We start from the raw sequence: 20,405 nt of genomic DNA, 5'->3' as shown, positions 1-20,405 counted from the left end.
GAGCCTACGTCCGGGCGGTACCGGCCGCCAGTGTTTCCACCTCCAATAGTGATGGCTCCGTGATCTCAGCGTGACGTTATCTTGACCTTCACGTGCTTATGGTGGTCGACGGTTCCCTTGCGAACAGCGGATAAAAGCTACGTAACTACGGTGAAGAAGGTCTTGATGTGTTGGAATTTCTAGGTGACAGGTTCAATCAGATCCTGTTCTCGGGATGGCAACACATGAGCCTTGTGGTTCAGTGCCTCATCCTCGCAACCATACTGTCGGTGGTCATTGCGGCGCTTGTGTACCGTAGCGGTGCGCTCACGTCACTGGCCAACAGCGTTTCCGCCGTCGGGCTCACTATCCCGTCCTTCGCGCTGATCGGCCTGTTGATCGCGCCGTTCGGTTTCGGTGTCACGCCGGCCGTCATCGTGGTCACCTTCTTTGCCGCCCTGCCCATACTGCGCAACGCCGTCGTAGGACTGACGGGAATCGACAAGGCCGTCATCGAATCCGCCCGTGGGATTGGGATGAGCAGGTTCCGAACGCTGGTTCAGGTGGAGCTGCCTATGGCCTGGCCGGTGATCCTTGCCGGGATCCGCGTTTCCGCCCAAATGGTGATGGGCATCGCCGCCATCACCGCCTATGCCCTCGGGCCCGGTCTCGGCGGTTTCATTTTCTCCGGCCTGTCCCGTTTGGGCGGCGCAAATTCGCTCGAGTCGGTCATCACCGGCGTTGTAGCCGTCATCATTCTGGCCCTCATCCTTGACCTTCTACTCGTCGGCCTCGGCCGCATCACAACCCCGCGAGGTATCCGTGTCTGACACCATCGAAAAGCCCAAAAATACCGCCGCAAACGGAAATGCAGTTACCGGTGCAAGCATTCTGCTCGACAAGGTGACCAAGCGTTACCCCGGGCAGGCCAAGCCGGCCGTTGACGGACTCACCATGGAGATCCCGGCCGGCAAGATCGTCATGCTGGTGGGCCCATCCGGCTGCGGCAAGACCACCACCCTGAAGATGATCAACCGGCTCATCGAACCTACCGAGGGCCGGATTGTCCTGGACGACGACGACGTCACGGACATCGATGGCGACGCACTTCGACGGCGGATCGGCTATGTCATCCAGGCTGGCGGGCTCTTCCCCCATATGACGGTCGCCACCAACATCGGGATTGTGCCGAAGATGCTTGGATGGAGCAAGGAGAAGATCGCTGCCCGCGTCGACGAACTCCTGGAGCTTGTATCCCTCGATCCGGCAACCTACCGCGACCGCTTCCCCAAAGAGCTTTCCGGTGGGCAGCAGCAACGCATTGGTGTGGCACGCGCGCTCGCCGCCGACCCGCCGGTCCTCCTTATGGACGAGCCGTTCGGGGCTGTGGACCCCATCACCCGTCAGCGTCTCCAGGATGAGCTCCTGAACATTCAGGAAGAACTGCAGAAGACCATTGTCTGCGTCACGCACGACTTCGATGAGGCAGTGAAGCTCGGGGACTGGATTGCGATCTTCACCGAGGGAGCGCAGCTCGTCCAGTACGACACCCCTGAGCGGATTCTCGCTGACCCGGCCAACGATTTCGTTGAAAACTTTATCGGTTCAGGAGCCGGTTTGAAGCAGCTCACGCTGACCCGTGTCAACGAAGTGGAACTGGCGGACGCCGTCGTCGCTACTGTCGGTGATCTCGGCAGCGACGTCCTGTCCCGGCTGGATGAAGCCGGCCACAACCACGCCGTGGTTGTTGACGGACGACGCCGGCCCATCCAGTGGCTCACGCGCCGCCAGCTTTCGCGGCTGGAAACCGTGAGTGACGACGTCGACGCCAAGCTTCCCGTGGTCGGTGACCGTGCCACGCTCAATGACGCGCTGGACACCATGCTCGTGTCCAGCGCCGGAGCTGCACTGGTGACCGGGAGGCGGGATACGTTCCTTGGGGTCATCGATGTCGAAACGGTGATGGACGCGATCACCCGGGCGCATAAGCACGCCATGACGGCGCATTCAGACGGACGTCCGGTGGGGATCAACACGGGGACGCTGGACACGGTCCGTGTGTCGTCATCCCACACATCGACCTCCACTGCGTCGTCATCCAACGTCCCGTCATCCAACCCGGGGGAGCGTCCCGTTGAGTAGCTCAACAGTTCAGCCGGAAGCGCCGCAGGAGCCTCTGTCCGAGGACGCCGCCAACGTCCACTCCGAGGTGAAGCGCCCATCATGGCGGCCGTTGATCCTGCAGCTCGCAGGTATCGCCGCAGTGTTTGCCGCGGTGGTCATTTGGTTGTTGACTGCAGATCTTTCGGAAACGGAGCTGATCACCCTCGCTCCGGATGCACTCTTCGGATACGCGATCGACCACTTGGCGCTGACCGCCGTGTCTGCAGTCATCACACTGCTGATCGCCATCCCGCTCGGCATCCTGCTCACACGTGCGCCGCTGAAGAAATTCACGGGGCCGGTGCTCGCCGTCGCGAACATTGGCCAGGCAGCGCCGGCCATCGGCCTCGTTGTGCTCTTGGCAATCGCTGTCGGCTTCGGCTTTACTGCAGCCGTGATAGCGCTGGTGCTCTACGCGATCCTTCCCGTTCTGCGGAACACCATGGTGGGCATCACCCAGGTGGACGCCCGGCTGGTGGAAGCAGGCAAAGGGATGGGGATGAGCGCGGTAGCTGTGCTGTTCAAAGTGGAGCTCCCGTTGGCGGTGCCGGTGATGCTCGCAGGAATCCGAACGGCGCTTGTACTGCTGGTCGGTAGCGCAGCGTTGGCCGCCTTCATCAATGGAGGAGGCATGGGCATCCTCATCGTCACCGGCGTGAACCTGAGCCTTACCAATGTGCTGATCGCAGGATCGATCCTGGTGGCGCTGCTTGCACTTCTTGTCGACTGGATCGGGCGTGTTGTGGAACATGTCGCCCGTCCGAAGGGACTCTAGATGTTGAAATCATTCTCTCTCCCGGCCGCTGCGCGCAAAAGTGCGGCGACCGCCGTCGTACTTTCTGCCGGGCTGCTGGCAACCGGGTGCGGCCTGCAACCGGCCACGTCCTATGTACCGGCGGCCGGACCGGGCAGCATTACCGAAGTGGTTGACGGGGCACCGCTCACCGTGACGTCCAAGAACTTCACGGAGCAGCTTATTCTCGGCAAAATCGGCGTTCTCGCCGCGCAGGCTGCCGGCTTCGACGTGACTGACCTGACCAACGTGCCGGGCAGTCAGCCGGTCCGGGAACTGATGCTGTCCGGCCAGGCCGACGTCACGTGGGAGTACACCGGCACCGCCTGGCTGACTTACCTCGGCAAGGACCGGGGGATCCCTGACCAGCAGGAGCAGTGGCAGGCCGTGTATGAGGCGGATCTGGAGAACGGACTCACCTGGGGCGAGCCGGCGCCGCTGAACAACACTTACGCGATGGCTATCCGTTCCGAAGCGGTCGAGGAACTGGGCGGCATCAGCACAATCTCGGAAATTGCCGAGATCCCCGTCGAGGAACGCACGTTCTGCGTCGAGGCCGAGTTCAACTCGCGTCCTGACGGGCTCACCCCGATGCTTGCGCACTACGGGATGGCCCGAGGTACTCCGACCGGCGTGCCGGAGGACAACATCGACATCTACGACACCGGAGCCATCTATGCCGCAACCGATAACGGGGCGTGCAATTTCGGTGAGGTGTTCTCCACGGACGGCCGGATCGATGCCCTCGACCTGACCATCCTCGAAGACGACCGCGGGTTCTTCCCGGCCTACAACGCCGCTCCTGTTTACTACACGGAAACGCTCGAGGAGCATCCGGAACTCGCCGAGGTGTTCGCGCAGGTTGCTCCCACGCTCACCGACGAAGCACTGCGGACAATGAATCTGCGCGTGGACGTTGAGGGTGAAGAACCCGCTGACGTTGCCTTTGATTTCATGGTGGAGCAGGGCTTCATCACCGAGCCGGAGGGGCCGCTCGGGGAGGGTTAGAGCGAAATCGCCAGGCGCCCGGTTGCGCTGACGACCAACCACGCCCAAGCGAGTGATCCCGCGATGACTACGGCGAACAGCGCGAGCCACACTGCGCTGAGGATTCCGGTTGAGCGGTATAGAAGGTAGGCGTCGGACTGTCCGCGGTCCCGCCGTCGTCGTGCATGGACTGAGACCACTTTGCCGAGGTCACGGACCGAGCCGACCAGCAGCGCCACTCCGAGGGCAACGACCGCGTGGCCGCTGAATTCGGCGGGAACGGCCACCACCAGCACGGTGGACACCGCCACTGCTCCGAGCAGGATGAGTACGCCGCCGGCATTGCGGATGAACAGCAGTGACAGCAGCAGCACCAGGGCGCCTACCGAAAGCGCGGCCGGCGCCCAGCCGGCGCATCCAGCCCACACCAGAACTGCGCCGACGACGGCGGGAACCGGGTACCCCCAAAAAGTTGCCCACGCTGTGCGCCAGCCAGGACGGCCGAGCGACGTGGTCAGTCCGGAATGGTCGAAATTGAGCCGGATTCCGGTCACGCGGCTCCCGGTCATCAGGGCGGCGAACGCATGTCCCAGTTCATGCACCACGGTGCTGAACAGCCCGAAGTAGCGCCACGTTGCCTTGGGAATGGAGAGGGCTGCGGCGGCCAGCAGAATGATCAGCAGTTCGGTCAAGGTCAGTTCGGGTGGCTGGCTCCTGCTGAAGCCTGCAACGATCCGATCCCACCACTGCGCCAATAATTCCACCTGCGGAATGCTACGTGACGGCGCTGGGAAGGTAGTGCGAGGATCACGAGAGGAAGCAGCAATCCGTCGAGGCACCGGATCCGAATTCCTCTCACCACAGGACGGGAAAGTATTAACGGACTCGCCGTGTGACGTTCATCCCAAGGTAGGAATGCCTCTGCTTTGATGAAGGTTAAATGAAGTGAAAGCTAGTCGAGCTCTATCGAGAAGGCGATCATGAACTTCCGGACGGCCGAGCACCCACGGCCGCAACATTTCATCCTGCACATGAGCGACACCCATCTGGTGGGTGGTCCGGAACCCCTTTACGGGTCGGTGGACAGCGAAGCGCGGCTACGCCAGATCTTCGCCGATCTGGAGGCGTCCGGATCCCGGCCGGAGGCAATTGTCTTCACCGGAGACCTGGCGGACAAGGGCGAGGCCGAGGCTTATGTGAAGCTCCGCAACATCGTCGAACCGGCGGCCCACAAGCTTGGCGCCGAGGTCATCTGGGCGATGGGCAACCACGATGACCGCGCCACCCTCCGCAGCGAACTGCTCAACGAGCCCGCGGACATAACCCCGCTTGACCGCAGCTACCTGATCAACGGCTTGCGCATCATCACACTGGACTCCACCGTTCCGGGCCATCACTACGGCGAGATCAGCCACGAACAGCTCGTCTGGCTGGCCAATGAACTCCTCACGCCGGCTCCCTACGGCACCATCCTGGCCCTGCATCACCCACCGGTTCCGTGCATCCAGGACCTTTCGGTCCTCGTGGAACTCCGCGACCAAAACCGGCTTGCCGACGTCATTCGCGGTACGGATGTCCGCGCAATCCTGGCCGGGCACCTGCACTACTCAACCAACGCGCTGTTCGCGGGCATCCCGGTCTCGGTGGCGTCCGCCACCTGTTACACCCAGGACCTCACCTACGACGACGGCGGCACCCGCGGTCGCGACGGAGCCCAGGCTTACAATCTGGTTCACGTGTATGAGGACACGGTGGTGCACTCAGTGGTGCCTATCGGCACCCATACAGCGGTCGGCGAGACCGTTCCGCGCGAGGAGACCCGCAGGCGCCTGGAGGCAGCCGGAGTCCAGATTGCCGAGGCAGCACCTGCCAGGACGCTGACCGGCGTCTGAAGGCGCACAGGCCTACTTCCCCAGGCCTACTTCTCCCAGGGCGCCTTCACCGGGAAGTACTTCTCGAGGAAGTCGGTCACAGCGCGGGCGCGTTCTTCCGCCGGGATTTCCGGGAAGCTGCCGTCATTGAGGCAGAACAGGTCCATGTTGCGCTTGTCCAGCAGCTTGTGAAGCTTTCGCAACCCGGAGCGCATGGTGGTGTCGATGTACTTCACCCTCGCTGATTCCTGCGTCACAGCCCGGCCGGTCAGCAGTGCGTAGTAGTGGTACAGCGAATTGGTGACCGAGATGTTGTCTTTCGCGCGGAACTTCGACGCCGCCGTGGCAGCGAACTCCTCTGCGAATTCGTTCTCCATCTCCTCCATGACGCTTTTGCGTAGGGGCGCCGCGGTGTGCTCCAGGTGCCGGGTGGTGATGCGGCCGAAGCGCTCGTGAAGAAGCCGGCGGTTCACGCGTGCCGCATTCTCGAAGCCGCTGCGTTCAGCATCATTCTCACCCAGCCCGATGCGCGTGTCCGCCTGAATGAACTTCGTGACTCCGCCGGGGGAGAAGAACATGTCCGGCCCCACCGGGCGGCCAAAAAACATGTCGTCATTCGAGTAGAGAAAATGCTCGGACAGATCCGGAATATGGTGCAGCTGGCACTCGACGGCCTGCGAATTATAGGTCGGCAGCACGGACGGATCCTTGAAGTGCTCCACGGAGGGAACCAGCGTGACCGATGGGTGGTCAGCGAGCCACCCGGGACGCTCGGAATCCGTGGCAATGAAGATGCGGCGAATCCACGGAGCGAACATGTAGACGGAGCGCAGCGCGTACTTCAGCTCGTCGATCTGGCGGTAGCGGGCCTCATGATCATCACCCTCACCTACTACAACGTTCTGCATACGGGCAGCACGGGCCGCGAGGTACTCCGGCGAACTGCCGTCCACCCAGGTGAAGACGAGGTCGATTTCGAAGTCGATGTCCGTCGCGTGGTCTGCGAACATGTTGTCGATGGTCGGCCAGACCAGGCCGTGACGGGTGACCGAGCCGCGCACCACTTCATTCGACGGCAGGGTGCGCCGAGTCAGTGAGTTCTCCATGGGCAGCTCAATGCGGTCTCCGTCCAGGGACCACAGCTCTATCTGCACACCTGCCGAAGGGCCGAACGTGAGCCCGCCGATCGGTTCAATGCGGGGACGGAACAGCCGGAAGATCCGGGCTTTCTCACTCGGGGACAGGGCGCCGTCCGCCACCAGCAGGGTGGTGCGGCGCTTTGTGTCCACCGTGCGTGAGTAGAAGGGCTCGTTTCGGCAAGCCTCGACGAGCGCCGCCCTTAGGCGTTCGCGGTGCTTGAGGTCGACGGCAACGACGGGCCGCTCATCATTACCGCGCACCAGCAGATACTCAATGCCGGCGCGTTCCAGCGCCTCGCGGATGAACAGCAGGTCCTCCACCATTGCCTGGTGCGGTGTTGTTTCCGTATTGATGAGCGCAAACCGTCGCTTGACCGTGGTGATGTCATCGCGGTCATTCAGCCTGGCAACGGCGGCGCTGGAGGCAGACTCAAGCAGCTCGGTGTCATTCTCGACTTCGGGGGCGCCAAAGTACACATCATGCTGGGCGGCGGTATCTGTAATGGGATCCTCCAACGGTTTCAACAAAGTGCGGTGTTGCCGGTGCATACGCAGATTGGTTGCACGGCTGCTGCTCCAATGATAAGCCTGCCTACAAGCAGCCCGGCTTGCCCGTGGCAATCCCTGAAGGGATGCACTGCAGTGGAAGGACCCCATGCAAAGGAGCACTGTGACCCTGGAACCGTTCCCGACCGACTGGAAGCGCGCGCTGGTGCTGATGGCTCACCCGGATGACCCCGAGTACGGCACCTCCGCCGCAGTGGCCGAATGGATCACGCAGGGCAAAGAGGTCAGCTATGTGCTGGCAACGCGGGGCGAGGCCGGGATCGCCGGTCTCCCGCCGCAGGAAAGCGGCCCGCTGCGTGAGGGTGAACAGCGCACGGCATGCTGCCGGGTCGGCGTAGACGTGCTGGAATTTCTGGATTACCCGGACGGCCGTCTGACGGAATCCCTCGACCTCCGACGCGACCTGGCTGCAGCAATCCGCAGACACCGGCCGGACGGCATCGTCACACTCAATCACCGGGATACCTGGGGCCCGGGCAAGTGGAACTCTGAGGATCACCGGGCGCTCGGCCGGTCAGTGCTCAACGCGGTAGCCGACGCCGCCAACGAGTGGATCTTCCCCGACCTTGAAGGCCCCCGCCACGAGGTGAAATGGACCGCGATCCTGAGCATGAACCCCACGCACGCCGTGCAGGTCAGCGAAGAGAGCATCGAGAAGGCCATTCTCTCCCTCGCCGCACACTCAAGGTATCTGCAGGCGCTGGACAGCAGGCCCGTTGAGGAGCAGGCAACCGAACAGGTTCGCTGGGCCACCAGCCGGAACTCCGGGGACAGCGGCACCCCTGCGGTGGGGTTCGAGTTGTACGGGCTGTAGGCAGATCGATTCACCATTGACCGGGCGGAAATAACAGCGCTCCCGAAGACGGCGTCATTCGGGACCGGCTGATGCGGCTGACGCTTCCACCGCATAGAACCGCCGCGGGTCCTGCAGCAGCGCCGGATACTCGAAGTCGCTGCGTCGAAGCCAACCCGACAGGGAGATGGGGCGCCGCGCGGTGCCCGGCGCGCCGTCGTCGTTGTCTTTGCTGTCCTCCCGGTCAATGGACAACGGGCCCAGAGTGCCCCGCTGCAACCGGGCACCACCCTCCATTACGACGGCGGCAGCATCCCCCTCGCGCGCCAGCTCGGTAAACGCGGCGTACTGCCGGGACCATTTGGGTACCGCCCGCCCAGCCGGCGGGTGGCCGGGAAGCAGGAGCGCATCGCCGTCCTCTGTGTCGATCGGACCGTGCCAGATCCAGAGGCGCTCACCAAGCGGCTCGACGGGTAGAAGTTCCAGCTCCGGTTCCGGCCACGAGTACGGCAGTTCCTCCGGTGCGCCGGGAAAGCGCTCGCGGTAGAACTCGGGTGCCTTCTGGATCAGGTTGGACTGGTGGCTGACGTGGATCTCCGGCCTGCCCAGCCACGGCGGCATGGCAGGTTCCGGGCCAGTGCCCGCTTCGAAGGCTGCGGCGGAATCAGGGGCGAACTCGCTGATCAGCGGCGCAGTGCTGTCCGCGTGGCCGCGCGAAACCCATTCGCGGACCATCGCCAGGCCATACACGGTGAGGGCGGGCACGTAGCCCATCCACATCCTCGTGACCGGGTGGCTGCGCCAACCGTAGTCGGGCAGAACCAGCGCGCGCAGGATCTGCAGTGTCTCAACCCGCTGCTTGCCGAGCCGAGCCTGGTCGAGCACGGCGGCGCTGGCTGCGAAGTCCGGGTAGGGCAGGAACGTCTGCATGCGGCCAGTGTGCCATATTTGCTCAGTGTGCTGACTATCAAGGAACCGGGTAGGCAGCGAGCGTGCAATCGCTGAACGCGGTCACCTGCTGCCTACCCGATGATTCCCTGCCTATGGAATATCTGCCTGCGCGGCTTGCTGGTGGAGGGACCGCGCATCGTCCTTGGTCAGGAATCCTTGTGATTCCAGCTCCCGCACATTCTCCTTCACCGCTTTCACATAAGATCCGTGAGTCGGGTAGAGGCTGTTGATCGTGTCCTCATCGAAGGGGCGCTCGTAGCCGGCTATGAAACAAAACGATGCACCGGTCGCTGTGCCAAACCACGTACTGGTTGGGACGTCCAGGAACGGGGATCGCAGGCCGCCCTGAACATTGCCGAACTGGTCCAGAACAGGAGATCCGTTCTCGACGAGAATGGGATCCGCGCTGGGAGGGGCGATATCTTCCCGTACCCACAGATCAAGGTTCTTCAACGCAGCGTTGAAGAAGATGGAGCTCGGGAAACGGCTGCGTGGACCTTCGTTGCAATTCATCGGCGGAACAGTGCGGCCGGCCGCGATGATGTCTTCGGGAGCCGCGGAGAAGTACAACTCGTCCGGGGTGGCATGGCCAGCGCCGGCCATCTCGTAGTGGCGGTATTTGTCGCCGGGAAGATCGCTGTCCGGCCTGCGTGAACCAATCCCGAACAGGTAGTCCGACTGCGACATGATGCGCATAATCGGAACACCCACATCGGTAAATTGCCTGCGCTCATCAGTTGCCGGCGGCGCACTCTCACACTGGTTCATCGGGTAGGCGCCGGCAAAGGCACCGCCGGCCACGCCCACGATGTAGCCGTCGTAGATGGGTGCACCATCCTGCGCAACCACATGCGGCTGGACGCCGTTGATGTAATTGGCCAAATACCCGCCGGTTTGTGAATAGCCGAAACCGTACGCTTTCTCGACGAGCGTGGCCTCCCCGCCATAGGCGAGGGGATTGGTAGGGGCATCACTGCGCAACCATGCACCGACCTGGCTGTAGATGTCCCACACCAAACCGTTTTCGGTCGTTCTCGAGCTGTCGGCGGCTACCTGTTGACAGTTGCGGGGATCGCTCAGCGGAAGCGGATTGGCGAACGACAATGAACCGTACCGTTCAGCATCAAAATTTTTGAGGGCTTCAACGGAGATCGGTTTGGCTGTGATGCCAACCCAGGCATCCCCATTCTCGACAATCTGCCTGCTCGTCATCGCCCAGCCGATATTGAGATCGAAGAGATTGGAAGGATTGAGCATCTCCACAACGACGTTGCCGCTGAAGTGCGAATCGTCAGCCGGTTTCCTGACCAGGACACGCGTTGTATAGGGCGCATCGGTTGTTTGAACGACAGCCGGTCCCGGAGCCGGCCAGCTGTAAACGTTGGCTTTACCGCTGGCGAGGAATTCCTCTTCCACATAGCCCTGCTTCGACAGATCCTCGGGCACCAGCTGATGCTCCGCACCGCCGAACGGATAGGACTCCTCGGATGTCGGCAAAAGCGCCACATCCGGGATTGGAGTTCGCCGCTCAAGTGCGTGACTTGCCACTCGATCCTCTCGGCCTTCGGCCGCGCCGGCAGGCATACTCACTGCCCCGAAAGTTGTTGCGGCCAGAGATAGCGAAAGCACGATGGACGCCCCAGTAGACCTTTGCACGATTACTCCCTTGTGATCGTTGAGCCGCTTGTCTGAATTAGCAGCAGTGTTCGTAACGTAATGAACCGGACGGGTTCCGAACAAGACAACTGAACATACGTGCGTTTCTAAGAAAGGGTATTGACCGGCGCCGACCGGTGTACCTCGATCGCCTCCATGTAGTAGGACGTGAGCTGCTCACACAACACGGGCCAGGTGCGGCCCTGCACCGCGGAATACGCTGCACGGCCGAAAGCCCGGCGCTTCGTGTCGTCTCCGAGCAGGTCCATCACACCCGCGTGGAGCTGGTCCAGCTCACCCGGCGGGTAGAGCCAGCCGGTCCGGGAGGAATCAACCAGGTCCAGCGGACCGCCGCGGCCTACTGCAATCACCGGAACTCCTGATGCCATAGCCTCCTGGATGGTCTGGCAGAACGTCTCCGATTCACCCGGATGCACAAAGAGGTCGAACGACGCCATCATCCTTGCCAGGTCCTCGCCGGATTGGAAACCCGCGAAATGTGCGCCGGGCAGCTTGTGTTGGAGGGATTCCTTCGCCGGTCCGGAGCCGACAATGACCAGTTTGGTCCCCGGGATAGCGTCAAGCCCCGCGAGGTCCTCAACCTGTTTCTCGGCGGCGAGGCGTCCAACGTAGCCAATGATCTTTGTGCCGGCCGGTGCCACGGAAAGCCGCCAGCCGCCGTCGCGCTTCACGGGGTTGAAGCGGGCGGTATCGACTCCGCGGCGCCACAGCCGCAACCGGGGAATACCGCGAGAGTCGAGCTGCTTCAACGCGAACGACGACGGCGCGAGCGTAAGCGTCGACGCCTGATGAATGTTCTCGACCCGCTGCCACAACAGGTTCTCGGCCCATGAAACGCCGTACCGGGCCGCATACGCGGGAATCTCGGTCTGATAGACGGAAACGGTGGGAAGTCCGAGCTGCTCCGCAGCCTGGACTGCACGCCACCCCAGCACAAACGGCGAAGCAACATGGACCACGTCCGGCGCGAAGGCTGCGAGAATCCGCCGCACCCTGGAGACCGTACCGGCCGCCAGCCGCACGTTGGTGTACCCGGTCAGCGGCACCGACGGCAGTGTGATCACCGGATAGCCCTCCACTGAAGCCGGCGCCTCGGAAACGGCCCGGGAGTGCCTGTCCAACCATGACGACGACGGCGCGATCACCAGCACGTCATCACCCCGGCTACGAAGGTGGGCCAGCACCTTCAGCAGGGAGTGGGTCACCCCGTTCATGTGTGGAAGGAACGATTCGGCAACCACTGCGACTCTCACGCTCCCGATAGTGGCAGCGGGTTCTGTGCACCCGGCGAGCGGGAGGTTGCGCGTGAATGAACTCTGCCTCAGGAGGCGGTGTACAACTCAGTAGGCGGCGTACAGCTCGCCGACCGGCAACGCAACGTCCAGCCGGTTGTCCGGGCCGGGGAGCGGACACGCCCACTCCTCGTCATAGGCACAGGAGGGGTTGTAGGCGAAGTTCAGGTCGACGATCAGTCGCCCGCCGCGCTCGCCGAGGTGTGCGCCCTTGATGGTGTCCAACACGTACCGTCCGCCGCCGTAACTCCCGCCATCCACACCGGACGAGCCGTCCCTCAGCGGGAGGAAGAGCCCGCCGCCGTAGGACTTCAGCCGCCACAGTGCGAGCCGGCCAACGCCGCCGGAGGCTCCGCCGTCAAGGGAAACCGTCCCCAGCCGTTCGAAAGGGACCACCCCGTCGGTACCGGTGGGAACCTCCATCAGCTGGCCGGCGCCGTCGTCGTCAATGTCAGCTTCGAAACGGAAGGCAGGGTCATATGGTGCGATGTTCAGGCCGGCGAAGGCCTGCCGGGCCGCCGGTGAGAGCGGTGACGCAGGGTGCCCGGCAAACAGCCGGTCGCGTCCGGTGCGCCAGTGAGCGTGTGCCAGCGCGGGGGAGCCGGCGGCTGCCGCATCACGGACTTCGGCATACAGCGCGAAGACCTCCCGACGCCAGTCCGCTGTGTTCAGTGCCGTCGCTTCGAGAGTCATACTGCCAGCCTAACTCCAGCTTAACTGTTGCCTGCGCGTACTGTATTCAGCGTGACAATAGCGCTGTTCATCCTCGTCCTCGGACTCATCGTGCTAGGCGCAGTTGCCCAACGCATTGCCGGGCTGGGATTCGCGCTGCTCGTTTCACCGTTCCTCGTGCTGATCCTCGGCCCGCACGAGGGGGTGCTCCTGATCAATATCTGCGGCGTGGTGTCCTCAACGCTCATCGTGCCCCGGGTGTGGAAGGACATCGACTGGAGCATGTTCCGGTGGCTGACGTTCCCTGCCGTTTTCGGTTCGGTCGGCGGCTCCTTTGCTGCAGTGAACCTGCCCAGTGCGCCGCTGGCGGTGACCGTTGCCGCCGTCGTGCTGGCAGGGCTGACGGCGTCGCTGGTGCTGCAGCGTTCGTCGGTGATGGTCACGGGAAACCGGTCCAAGGCGGTCGCCGGGTTTTCGGCGGGACTGACTAATTCCATGGCAGGCGTCGGCGGGCCGGCGGTGAGCGCCTACGCGTTGCTCTCCCGGTGGCCGCAGCGACCGTTCGCCGCCACGCTGCAGCCGTTCTTCGCCGTTATCGGATCCGTCACCGTGATCGTCAAGCTCCTCATCGACCCAGGGCAGGTGCCGCCGCTGGACACCTGGATGTGGGCGCTGATCCCGGTCTCGATCATCCTCGGGATCTTCACGGGGGAGCGGCTCTCGCGATATATCCACGACCGCCAGGCGCGCTTCGCCGTCATCGTTATCGCCTTCCTCGGTGCTGCAACAGCGCTCATCAAGGGCCTTGCCGACCTGCTCGCCTGACGCTCCAGCAGAGCCAACGACCGGCGTCACCGTGACCTACACCGCCGAGTCGTTCAGGGGCTGATGCACGCGCCGGTGGCACCATGGAAGGGATGAAACTCCCCACCAAGCCCCGTGCGCTGCCGATGCCCCTCTGGCTGCAGGGCGCCTTTGAACTGGGACAGGCTGCGGTGATCTCCGCTTTGATCGTCCTGGTTCCCCTCGGCGCAGTGTGGTTGACGGGCGGTTTTGCCGGGCGCGATGCGCTCGGAACACTCCACCTCGGCGCGCAGGCCTGGCTGGTACTGCATGGTGCGCCCCTTGAACTTGCACGGCCCGACGGCGGCACCGGCCTGCTGTGGGCAGTTCCCCTTGCGCTGACGCTCGTCCCGTTCCTCCTCGCCTGGCGCGCAGGGCGGCGGTTGGCGCGCGCCTCCTACACCGACCAGCTGTGGCAGGCGCTGCTCGGTGCCCTCGCGGTGTATGCACTCTTCGGTCTCGGCGCCGCCTACCTGGCTGACGACGGCGTTACCTCGGCACCGCTTGCGGCCGGTGCGTGTGTGCCGCTCATCGCAGCCGGTGCGGGCCTGATCATCGGCGCGTACCGCGAGGCCGGCTCGTGGGGGCGCCTGATCGGTGTGGACCTCGCGGAGTGGATTGCCACCACCAGCCAACATTCCCGCTGGGCCGGGTCCTACGTGTGGTCCGCGGTGCGTGCTGCGTTCCTTGCGGTCCTTTCCGCGCTCGGACTGTCGGCGCTGCTGCTCGCCGTGACGCTAGCGATTCACTGGGCGGCCATCGCCACCATCTACGAGAGGCTCGACGCCGGCATACTGGGCGGCGCCGTCGTCACCATCGGCCAGCTCGGCTTCATTCCCAACCTCGCAGTCTGGACCCTTGCCTGGTCCTCGGGCGCCGGGTTCGCACTGGGCACCGGAAGCTCCATTAGTCCGCTGGCAACCACGGCTGGGCCGCTGCCGGCGCTGCCCGTCCTCGGCGCGGTACCTTCGGGACAGCTCGAGTACGGGATGGCTGCCCTCGCCCTGCCGGTTGTTGCGGGTATTCTGGCCGGCTGGTGGTTCTTTCGCGAGGGAGAAAACCACTTCGACGAGTGGCTGCAGCTGAAAGTGGAGGCCCGCTGGTTCACCGCCACGGCATCCACCGTCACGCTCGGGTTGTTCATCGGCGTGTTGGCCGGAGCCGGCACGGCGGTTGTCGCGTTTCTCTCCCGTGCATCGGTCGGAGTTGGCCGGTTCGTCGAGATCGGCCCCGATCCCTTATGGACGGCGCTCTTCGTCGCAGCGGAGGTGGGAGTCGGCGTCGTCATCGGCTACGCAGTCAGCCCGCTGCTGGAGCGGGACTCGCGGTAGCTTCAGCGGGATCCCAGCAGTCCGCCGAGGTTGCGTAGATCCTCGTCACACTCCCGTTGGGCCTTCGATGTGAGTGCGGTTGCCATACATTCCTCATACTGCGCGGTGACTGGCCACAGCAGAATGGCGGCGCCGGCACCGAGGGTGAGGAAGAGCGACGCGACCAGACCTATCGTCGTCGAAATCCGTAGCAGCGTCGGGGCTTTCTGGCGGACCAGGCCAACCAGCGCGAGGATGCCGACGGTCACCGCAGCCAGCCCGAAAACAAGGCCCAGCACCTTCCAAGGGAGTGGGAAGCTGGTGCCAAGGAGGGTCCCGAGCAGGAGCAGCATGAAGACGCGCAGGAGGCCGCGGGTTGATGCAATGTCCTTGTCCGGCGGCGGCGAAGGCTGGCCCGACGGCTTTGCGGGCCTGGCTGCCGGGTCGGAGGGCGCGGGTTTGTTCATGCTTCAACCCTAGGACACACCGTGGCACATCAGCGCGGGCCGCCACCTACTACGCTTGAACCCATGCGCATCGTTGTCCTCGTGTCCGGTACAGGCTCCAATCTGCAGGCGGTGATCGACGCGGTGGAGGCCGGTGAACTGCCGGTGGAAATTGCGGCCGTCGGCGCAGACCGGCCCGGCACATACGGGGTTGAGCGCGCCGCGGCTGCCGGCATCCCCACCTTTGTGGCGGACTTCAAGCAGTACGGCAACCGCTCGGACTGGAACGCGGAACTGACGGCCCAGGCTGCCTCCTACAAGCCGGACTATGTCATTTCATCCGGATTCATGCGTATTGTTGACCAGCGCTTCCTCGATACGTTCCCCAACCGGTACCTCAACACGCACCCTGCCCTGCTGCCCAGTTTCCCGGGTGCTCACGGGGTCCGCGATGCACTCGCGTACGGGGTCAAGGTCACCGGCTGCACGGTGATGATTGCCGACGCCGGGATTGACACCGGCCCCATCCTCGCCCAGGCCGCGGTGCCGGTTCTGGAGGGTGACACCGAGGAAACCCTCCACGAACGCATCAAGATCCAGGAGCGCGCACTCCTCATCGACACCCTCCGAGACCTCGCTTTAACGTCATCGAGTGGGCGCGAATAACGGCGTTTGCGGACAAAGGCCGTCATAGGCGCCCACTCGATGGCGTGGGGCGAGCCGCCCGGGGTTTACTCCGCGGTGACGATGTGTGTCCGGTGGTCGTACGTGAAGGTCACCGAACCGCCGTCGTGCGCCAGCGGAATATTGCCTCCGCCAAGCCCGCCGCCGGCACCATAGTTCTCATCCCAGCTCCTATTGATGGCGGCCTTGAACAGGTAGTCACCGGCCGGAAGGTCCACCGTGAGCCGCCAGAGGCCGTCATCGCCAAGCGTCATCTGCGCCTGGTCACACGCCGGGTCCCAATCGCCCGGGCAGCCCATTTCCGAGTTGAGGCTTCCCGGCACTGATACCGCATCCGGCTGGACTACCACCGGGTCACCGATGATCACCGTGCGCACGTTGCTCACTGACTCTCCAAGCACCGCCCGATACTGCAGTTGCGTGTTGTCAGGCAGATCAAGGGCGGCGATGTCGTCGGTCAGGGTGTACGCCGGTGAGGAGCTGTCGGTGCCGATCTGCTCCCAGTCGCCGCCGTTCACACTGCGCTCAAAGGAAACCACATTGGTTGCCTTCTCCGGATCCGCCACGGCGCTGAGCTTGACGGCGTCCCGTACCCAGGCGTTTTCCGCAGGAGCCTGAAGCGTCACGATCGGCGCAGGCGCCTCCGCGTTCACCACACCGCTGCCGGCGGTGTGACCCTTGTTGTCCAGCACCACCGCACGGTACTCCAGCGGTGTACCGGGATCGAGCGCGGCAACATCATGGAAGACGCGGTAGGGCGCGTTGTCATCCGTACCGATCGGAGTCCACTCGCCGCCGGCCGTGCGCGCTTCGAAGGTCACCTCGTAGAAGGAGGAACCGTCGAGGTCGGCCTCCACGAGCATGCGCCCGTTGTCGCCTTCCGCCGGGGTCGGTTGTGTGAGACGAACGGCCGGAGCGGCTTTGGAAGCCGGAATGCGGCCGGAAGCCTCATAGACGACGGCGGACAGCGGCGGCACCGTGATGGTGATGGTGCCGTTGCGCGCTGACTTCACGCGGTCTTCCCCCTCGCCGTAGATGGACTTGAAGGTCCTGGACGGCAGGTAGGTGGGCACCTCGGCGGTCTGCGCTTCCTCGCTGTTGTTCAGTGCCACGACGTACTCGCGCTGACGCTCCGTGTCGATTCGCGAGAAGGCGTAGATCCCGGCTCCCTCGGACGCGTAACGGTGCTGGTGGGCTCCGTTGCGCAGAGCCGGGTGTTCTTCGGTCACCTCTGCGAGCGAGCCGATGGTCTTGTACAGCGGGTGTTCCGGGTTGAAGTTGTCCTCGGCGTGGGTCGCATCGGTACCGAGGAGATCATCATCGAGGTAGTCAGCCACTTGGCTCGCGAAGAGGGTCTGGCGGGCATCCTGATCGCCGCCCGGGCCGGTGAAGCCCTGCTCGTCGCCGTAGTAGATGACGGGGTTACCGCGCGAGAAGTACATCAGTTCGTGCGCCAGTTCGTCGCGGGCAAGCAGCTCGCCCTCGCCGGCGTCCGGGTTGTCAGCGGCCACGAACCCACCGATGCGGCCCATGTCGTGATTGCCCAGGAAGGTGGGCAGGCTGTATGCGTTGGAATCGGCGTCGGTGTACCAGTCGTCGCCGATGAAGAACTGCTCAAGCTGCTGTGCGTCCGCACCCCGGGAAGCGAAGCTGCGGGCTGCCTCCTGGAACGGGAAGTCCAAAACGGCCTGCATGGAGTTGCGGGTGGTGTACTGCGAGGTGAAGTCCTTCGTGGTGTCGAAGACCTCGCCGAACATGAAGAACTCGTCCTTGCCCTGGTCATGGGCGAACTTCAGGACGTCCGGGCCGAACTCCTGCCAGAACCCGTCATCGACGTGCTTCATGGTGTCGATGCGGAATCCGTCCACACCGAAGTCGGCGATCCAGGTCTGGTAGATCTCCTTCATGCCGTCAACCACCCTGGGGTGCTCGGTGAAGAGGTCATCCAGGCCGAAGAAGTCGCCGTAGTAGGAGTCCTCCCCGGCGAAGGTCGTGTCGCCGCGGTTGTGGTAGAGCGTCGGATCGTTGAGCCAGGCCGGAACCTTGAGGTTTTCCTCGCCCTCCTCGAGCACCGGTGCGTATGGGAAGGAGGTCTCCGCATCGAGCTCGGGGAAGTCCTCGCTGCCCGCCACATCGCGGTCATCGAACGGCACGCCGTCAGCGGTCCGGTACGGCACCTCATCCTTGGAAACGTAAGGCATCCGGGTAGCGTCCTTGTACCCGATGACATCCGCGGTGTGGTTGGTGATGATGTCGAAGTAGACCTTCATGCCACGGGAATGCGCCTCGTCGATGAGCGCTTTCAGATCATCATTCGATCCGAGGTGCGGGTCGATCTGCGTGAAGTCGGTGATCCAATAGCCGTGGTAACCGGCCGAGTTATCTGCCGGCTGCACAGCCTTGTTCTTGAAGCTCGGGGTCAGCCAGATGGACGTGGTGCCCAGGCCCTCGATGTAGTCGAGCTTGTTTAGCAGTCCTTTGAGGTCGCCACCGTTATAGAAGCCTTTCCTGGTGGGATCGAAACCGGACACCATCGGATCAGAACCGAGGCCGCCGTCGTCGTTCGCTGTAGTTCCGTTCGCGAAGCGGTCAGCCATCACGAAGTAGAAGTTCTCATCCGTCACCGGCGCGCGCAGCGAGTGCTGCGCTTCGGCAGTGGTTGTGGGACTTGGGCTGTTGGGGCCGGCCGGTTTGGCCTGCGCGGGTAGGGCGGTGCCGGTCGCTGCGAGCAGGGATGCAAGCACGACAATAGTGGCGTTGCGGGCAATCATGAGACCTCCGGAGAGTGGAATGAACCCTCATAGCGTGTCTCAGATCACATTTAGGTGTCAAATCAAATGCGGGTGCCTCTGGTTTCCGGAGCATTGAAGGCCATCCACAGCACAGCGAGCAGGACCAGCAGCCCCGTCACCGCAAAGGTCAGCGGCAGCCCCAAATACGGCCACAGCAGGGATCCGAAGATCAGCGGAACCAACCCTGCGCCGACCCGCGAGACCGTTGACGCCCAGCCGAACCCGGACCCCCGCAGCTCAGTTGGGTACAGCTCAGACACATAGGTGTAGAGGACCGGAATCGCCACCTGAATGGTGAAACCGAACGCGAGGAGCCACGCGGTCGCCGCAGCCGGCAGCTCAAGGTTGAGCGCAAAAATCACCAGCACGACGGCGGACAGCGGGCCTGATACCGCGAGGATCCATTTCCTGCCCACCCGCTCAACCATGAGTGCGGCCGCAACCACACCGAGGAACCCGATACCGGTCATGCCCGCCGTGGTCAGGAAGGCCACTGACTGGCGGTACCCGGAGGCGATGAGGATCTGCGGCATCCAGGTGAGGGCACCGTAGTAGACCAAAAGGATCGACAGGAAGAGACCCCAGGCGGCAAGGGTGATGCGCCAATTGAAGCGCCAGAGCGCAGTGAACTGGCCGGTCAGGCCGCCGAGCGTGAGGCGCGGATCGTCTCCAGCCGGTGGTAGGCGCCACTCGCGCACAGCCCCACCGGTGCTCTTGACCAGCTGGTCGATGACGGCTTTGGCCTCGCCGGTGCGCCCCCGCTGCACGAGGAAGAGCGGCGATTCCGGAACTGAGCGGCGCACCCAGAAGACCAGAAGCGCCGGCAGCACCATGACCAGCATCAGGTAGCGCCAATCTCCAAATGCGGCAATCAGGATCGCGGACACCACACCGCACAGCGCAGCGCCAATAGGCCACCACCCGTCCATGGCGGTGAGCACCCGGCCGCGGTGCTTCCGCGGAGTGAACTCGCCGACCAGCGCGTAATCCACGGGGATACAGCCGCCCAGGCCGAAACCGGCGAGGAACCGGAAGATGCAGAACCAGACCAGGTCACCGGACAACGCTCCGAAGACCGTGAAGAGCGAGAAGATCAGCAGGGTCGCGGTGAACGCCTTCTTCCGCCCGATGATGTCGGCGATCGACCCCCAGGCAAACGCCCCAACCGCCATTCCAATCAGGTTGGACGTGCCAACCCAGGCTGCTTGGCCGGGCGTCAGCCCCCATTCGTCGGACAACAGCGGGATGAGGTAGCCGTTGAGGGTGACGTCCCAGGCGTCGAACATGAACCCGAGACCGCCGATGAGGAAAATCTTGCCCTGTACGCGCCACCGCCATGGCAGGTCCTGAACCACCTGGTCGCCGGTGGGAAGCTCGGTTGAAGTGCTCACGGTTCCGTCCTGACGGCGCCGCCCGGCGCTCCTCGCTCACTGCGACTGTCTGGAA

The 20,405-nt window shown here is 63.7% G+C and carries 18 protein-coding genes; 9 read left to right on the top strand and 9 right to left on the bottom strand.

All coding sequences use genetic code 11. The features are described 5' to 3' along the window. Nucleotides 1-224: 224 nt before the first annotated feature. The 4 genes from ABFX19_RS12940 to ABFX19_RS12925 are packed head-to-tail and all read left to right on the top strand — an operon-like array spanning nt 225 to nt 3,943. Entirely contained in the window at nt 225-809 is a 585-nt protein-coding gene (locus ABFX19_RS12940) for an ABC transporter permease (RefSeq protein ID WP_428831039.1), read from the top strand. Beyond that, nucleotides 802-2,121, top strand: a complete 1,320-nt coding sequence (locus tag ABFX19_RS12935; protein WP_346028501.1) for an ATP-binding cassette domain-containing protein — start codon at nt 802-804, stop codon at nt 2,119-2,121. Before ABFX19_RS12940 ends, ABFX19_RS12935 begins: the two co-directional genes overlap by 8 nt. A 34-nt stretch (nt 2,122-2,155) precedes the next feature. After that, nucleotides 2,156-2,917 (top strand): ABC transporter permease, encoded by a 762-nt coding sequence (locus ABFX19_RS12930; RefSeq protein WP_428831053.1) that lies wholly within the window; start codon nt 2,156-2,158, stop codon nt 2,915-2,917. Then, a complete protein-coding gene (locus tag ABFX19_RS12925) occupies nt 2,918-3,943 on the top strand; it encodes a glycine betaine ABC transporter substrate-binding protein (protein WP_277358625.1) in 1,026 nt (341 codons plus the stop codon). On the opposite strand, the gene ABFX19_RS12920 is transcribed toward ABFX19_RS12925, so the two are convergent. After that, entirely contained in the window at nt 3,940-4,686 is a 747-nt protein-coding gene (locus tag ABFX19_RS12920) for a M50 family metallopeptidase (RefSeq protein WP_346028500.1), read from the bottom strand. The genes ABFX19_RS12925 and ABFX19_RS12920 overlap by 4 nt on opposite strands. Before the next feature lie 216 nt (nt 4,687-4,902). Here ABFX19_RS12920 and ABFX19_RS12915 point away from each other — a divergent pair, with 216 nt between their 5' ends. Continuing rightward, complete coding sequence (locus ABFX19_RS12915; protein WP_404800720.1) at nt 4,903-5,814, top strand: phosphodiesterase; 912 nt, start codon at nt 4,903-4,905, stop codon at nt 5,812-5,814. 26 nt (nt 5,815-5,840) lie between these two features. Here the strand turns inward: ABFX19_RS12915 and ABFX19_RS12910 are convergent, their stop codons facing one another. Next, the gene (locus ABFX19_RS12910; protein ID WP_277358622.1) at nt 5,841-7,481 is read right to left on the bottom strand and encodes a stealth conserved region 3 domain-containing protein; all 1,641 of its coding nucleotides are present in this window, start codon (nt 7,479-7,481) and stop codon (nt 5,841-5,843) included. Between the two features lie 121 nt (nt 7,482-7,602). Here ABFX19_RS12910 and ABFX19_RS12905 point away from each other — a divergent pair, with 121 nt between their 5' ends. After that, a complete protein-coding gene (locus ABFX19_RS12905) occupies nt 7,603-8,313 on the top strand; it encodes a PIG-L deacetylase family protein (RefSeq protein ID WP_346028499.1) in 711 nt (236 codons plus the stop codon). Between the two features lie 54 nt (nt 8,314-8,367). Here ABFX19_RS12905 and ABFX19_RS12900 read toward each other — a convergent pair whose 3' ends face one another. The 4 genes from ABFX19_RS12900 to ABFX19_RS12885 all read right to left on the bottom strand — a co-directional run bounded on the left by ABFX19_RS12900 (nt 8,368) and on the right by ABFX19_RS12885 (nt 12,905). Beyond that, entirely contained in the window at nt 8,368-9,222 is an 855-nt protein-coding gene (locus tag ABFX19_RS12900; RefSeq protein ID WP_277358620.1) for an MSMEG_6728 family protein, read from the bottom strand. 111 nt (nt 9,223-9,333) lie between these two features. Beyond that, nucleotides 9,334-10,791 (bottom strand): alpha/beta hydrolase domain-containing protein, encoded by a 1,458-nt coding sequence (locus tag ABFX19_RS12895; protein WP_346028498.1) that lies wholly within the window; start codon nt 10,789-10,791, stop codon nt 9,334-9,336. Between the two features lie 215 nt (nt 10,792-11,006). Next, nucleotides 11,007-12,173, bottom strand: a complete 1,167-nt coding sequence (locus ABFX19_RS12890) for a glycosyltransferase family 4 protein (protein ID WP_346028497.1) — start codon at nt 12,171-12,173, stop codon at nt 11,007-11,009. Nucleotides 12,174-12,260: 87 nt separating this feature from the next. Next, a complete protein-coding gene (locus ABFX19_RS12885) occupies nt 12,261-12,905 on the bottom strand; it encodes a DUF1684 domain-containing protein (RefSeq protein WP_346028496.1) in 645 nt (214 codons plus the stop codon). 51 nt (nt 12,906-12,956) lie between these two features. Between ABFX19_RS12885 and ABFX19_RS12880 the strand changes: the two genes are divergently transcribed. Both ABFX19_RS12880 and ABFX19_RS12875 read left to right on the top strand, forming a co-directional pair. Continuing rightward, nucleotides 12,957-13,709: a sulfite exporter TauE/SafE family protein gene (locus ABFX19_RS12880; protein WP_277358616.1), complete on the top strand. Its 753-nt coding sequence runs from the start codon at nt 12,957-12,959 to the stop codon at nt 13,707-13,709. Between the two features lie 92 nt (nt 13,710-13,801). Further along, a complete protein-coding gene (locus ABFX19_RS12875; RefSeq protein WP_346028495.1) occupies nt 13,802-15,058 on the top strand; it encodes a cell division protein PerM in 1,257 nt (418 codons plus the stop codon). Nucleotides 15,059-15,060: 2 nt separating this feature from the next. Here the strand turns inward: ABFX19_RS12875 and ABFX19_RS12870 are convergent, their stop codons facing one another. After that, nucleotides 15,061-15,504, bottom strand: coding sequence for a hypothetical protein (locus tag ABFX19_RS12870; protein WP_277358226.1), 444 nt, complete (start codon nt 15,502-15,504; stop codon nt 15,061-15,063). 63 nt (nt 15,505-15,567) lie between these two features. Between ABFX19_RS12870 and purN the strand changes: the two genes are divergently transcribed. Continuing rightward, the gene (gene purN / locus ABFX19_RS12865) at nt 15,568-16,149 is read left to right on the top strand and encodes a phosphoribosylglycinamide formyltransferase (protein ID WP_346028494.1); all 582 of its coding nucleotides are present in this window, start codon (nt 15,568-15,570) and stop codon (nt 16,147-16,149) included. Between the two features lie 65 nt (nt 16,150-16,214). Here the strand turns inward: purN and ABFX19_RS12860 are convergent, their stop codons facing one another. Then, nucleotides 16,215-18,938: an alpha-amylase family glycosyl hydrolase gene (locus ABFX19_RS12860; protein WP_346028493.1), complete on the bottom strand. Its 2,724-nt coding sequence runs from the start codon at nt 18,936-18,938 to the stop codon at nt 16,215-16,217. 62 nt (nt 18,939-19,000) lie between these two features. Continuing rightward, nucleotides 19,001-20,350: an MFS transporter gene (locus ABFX19_RS12855; RefSeq protein ID WP_346028492.1), complete on the bottom strand. Its 1,350-nt coding sequence runs from the start codon at nt 20,348-20,350 to the stop codon at nt 19,001-19,003. Nucleotides 20,351-20,405: the final 55 nt, after the last annotated feature.

It is taken from the genome of Arthrobacter parietis (genome assembly GCF_039530425.1).
GTDB lineage: Bacteria > Actinomycetota > Actinomycetes > Actinomycetales > Micrococcaceae > Arthrobacter_D > Arthrobacter_D parietis.
This window is presented reverse-complemented; position numbering and strand designations above follow the sequence as displayed.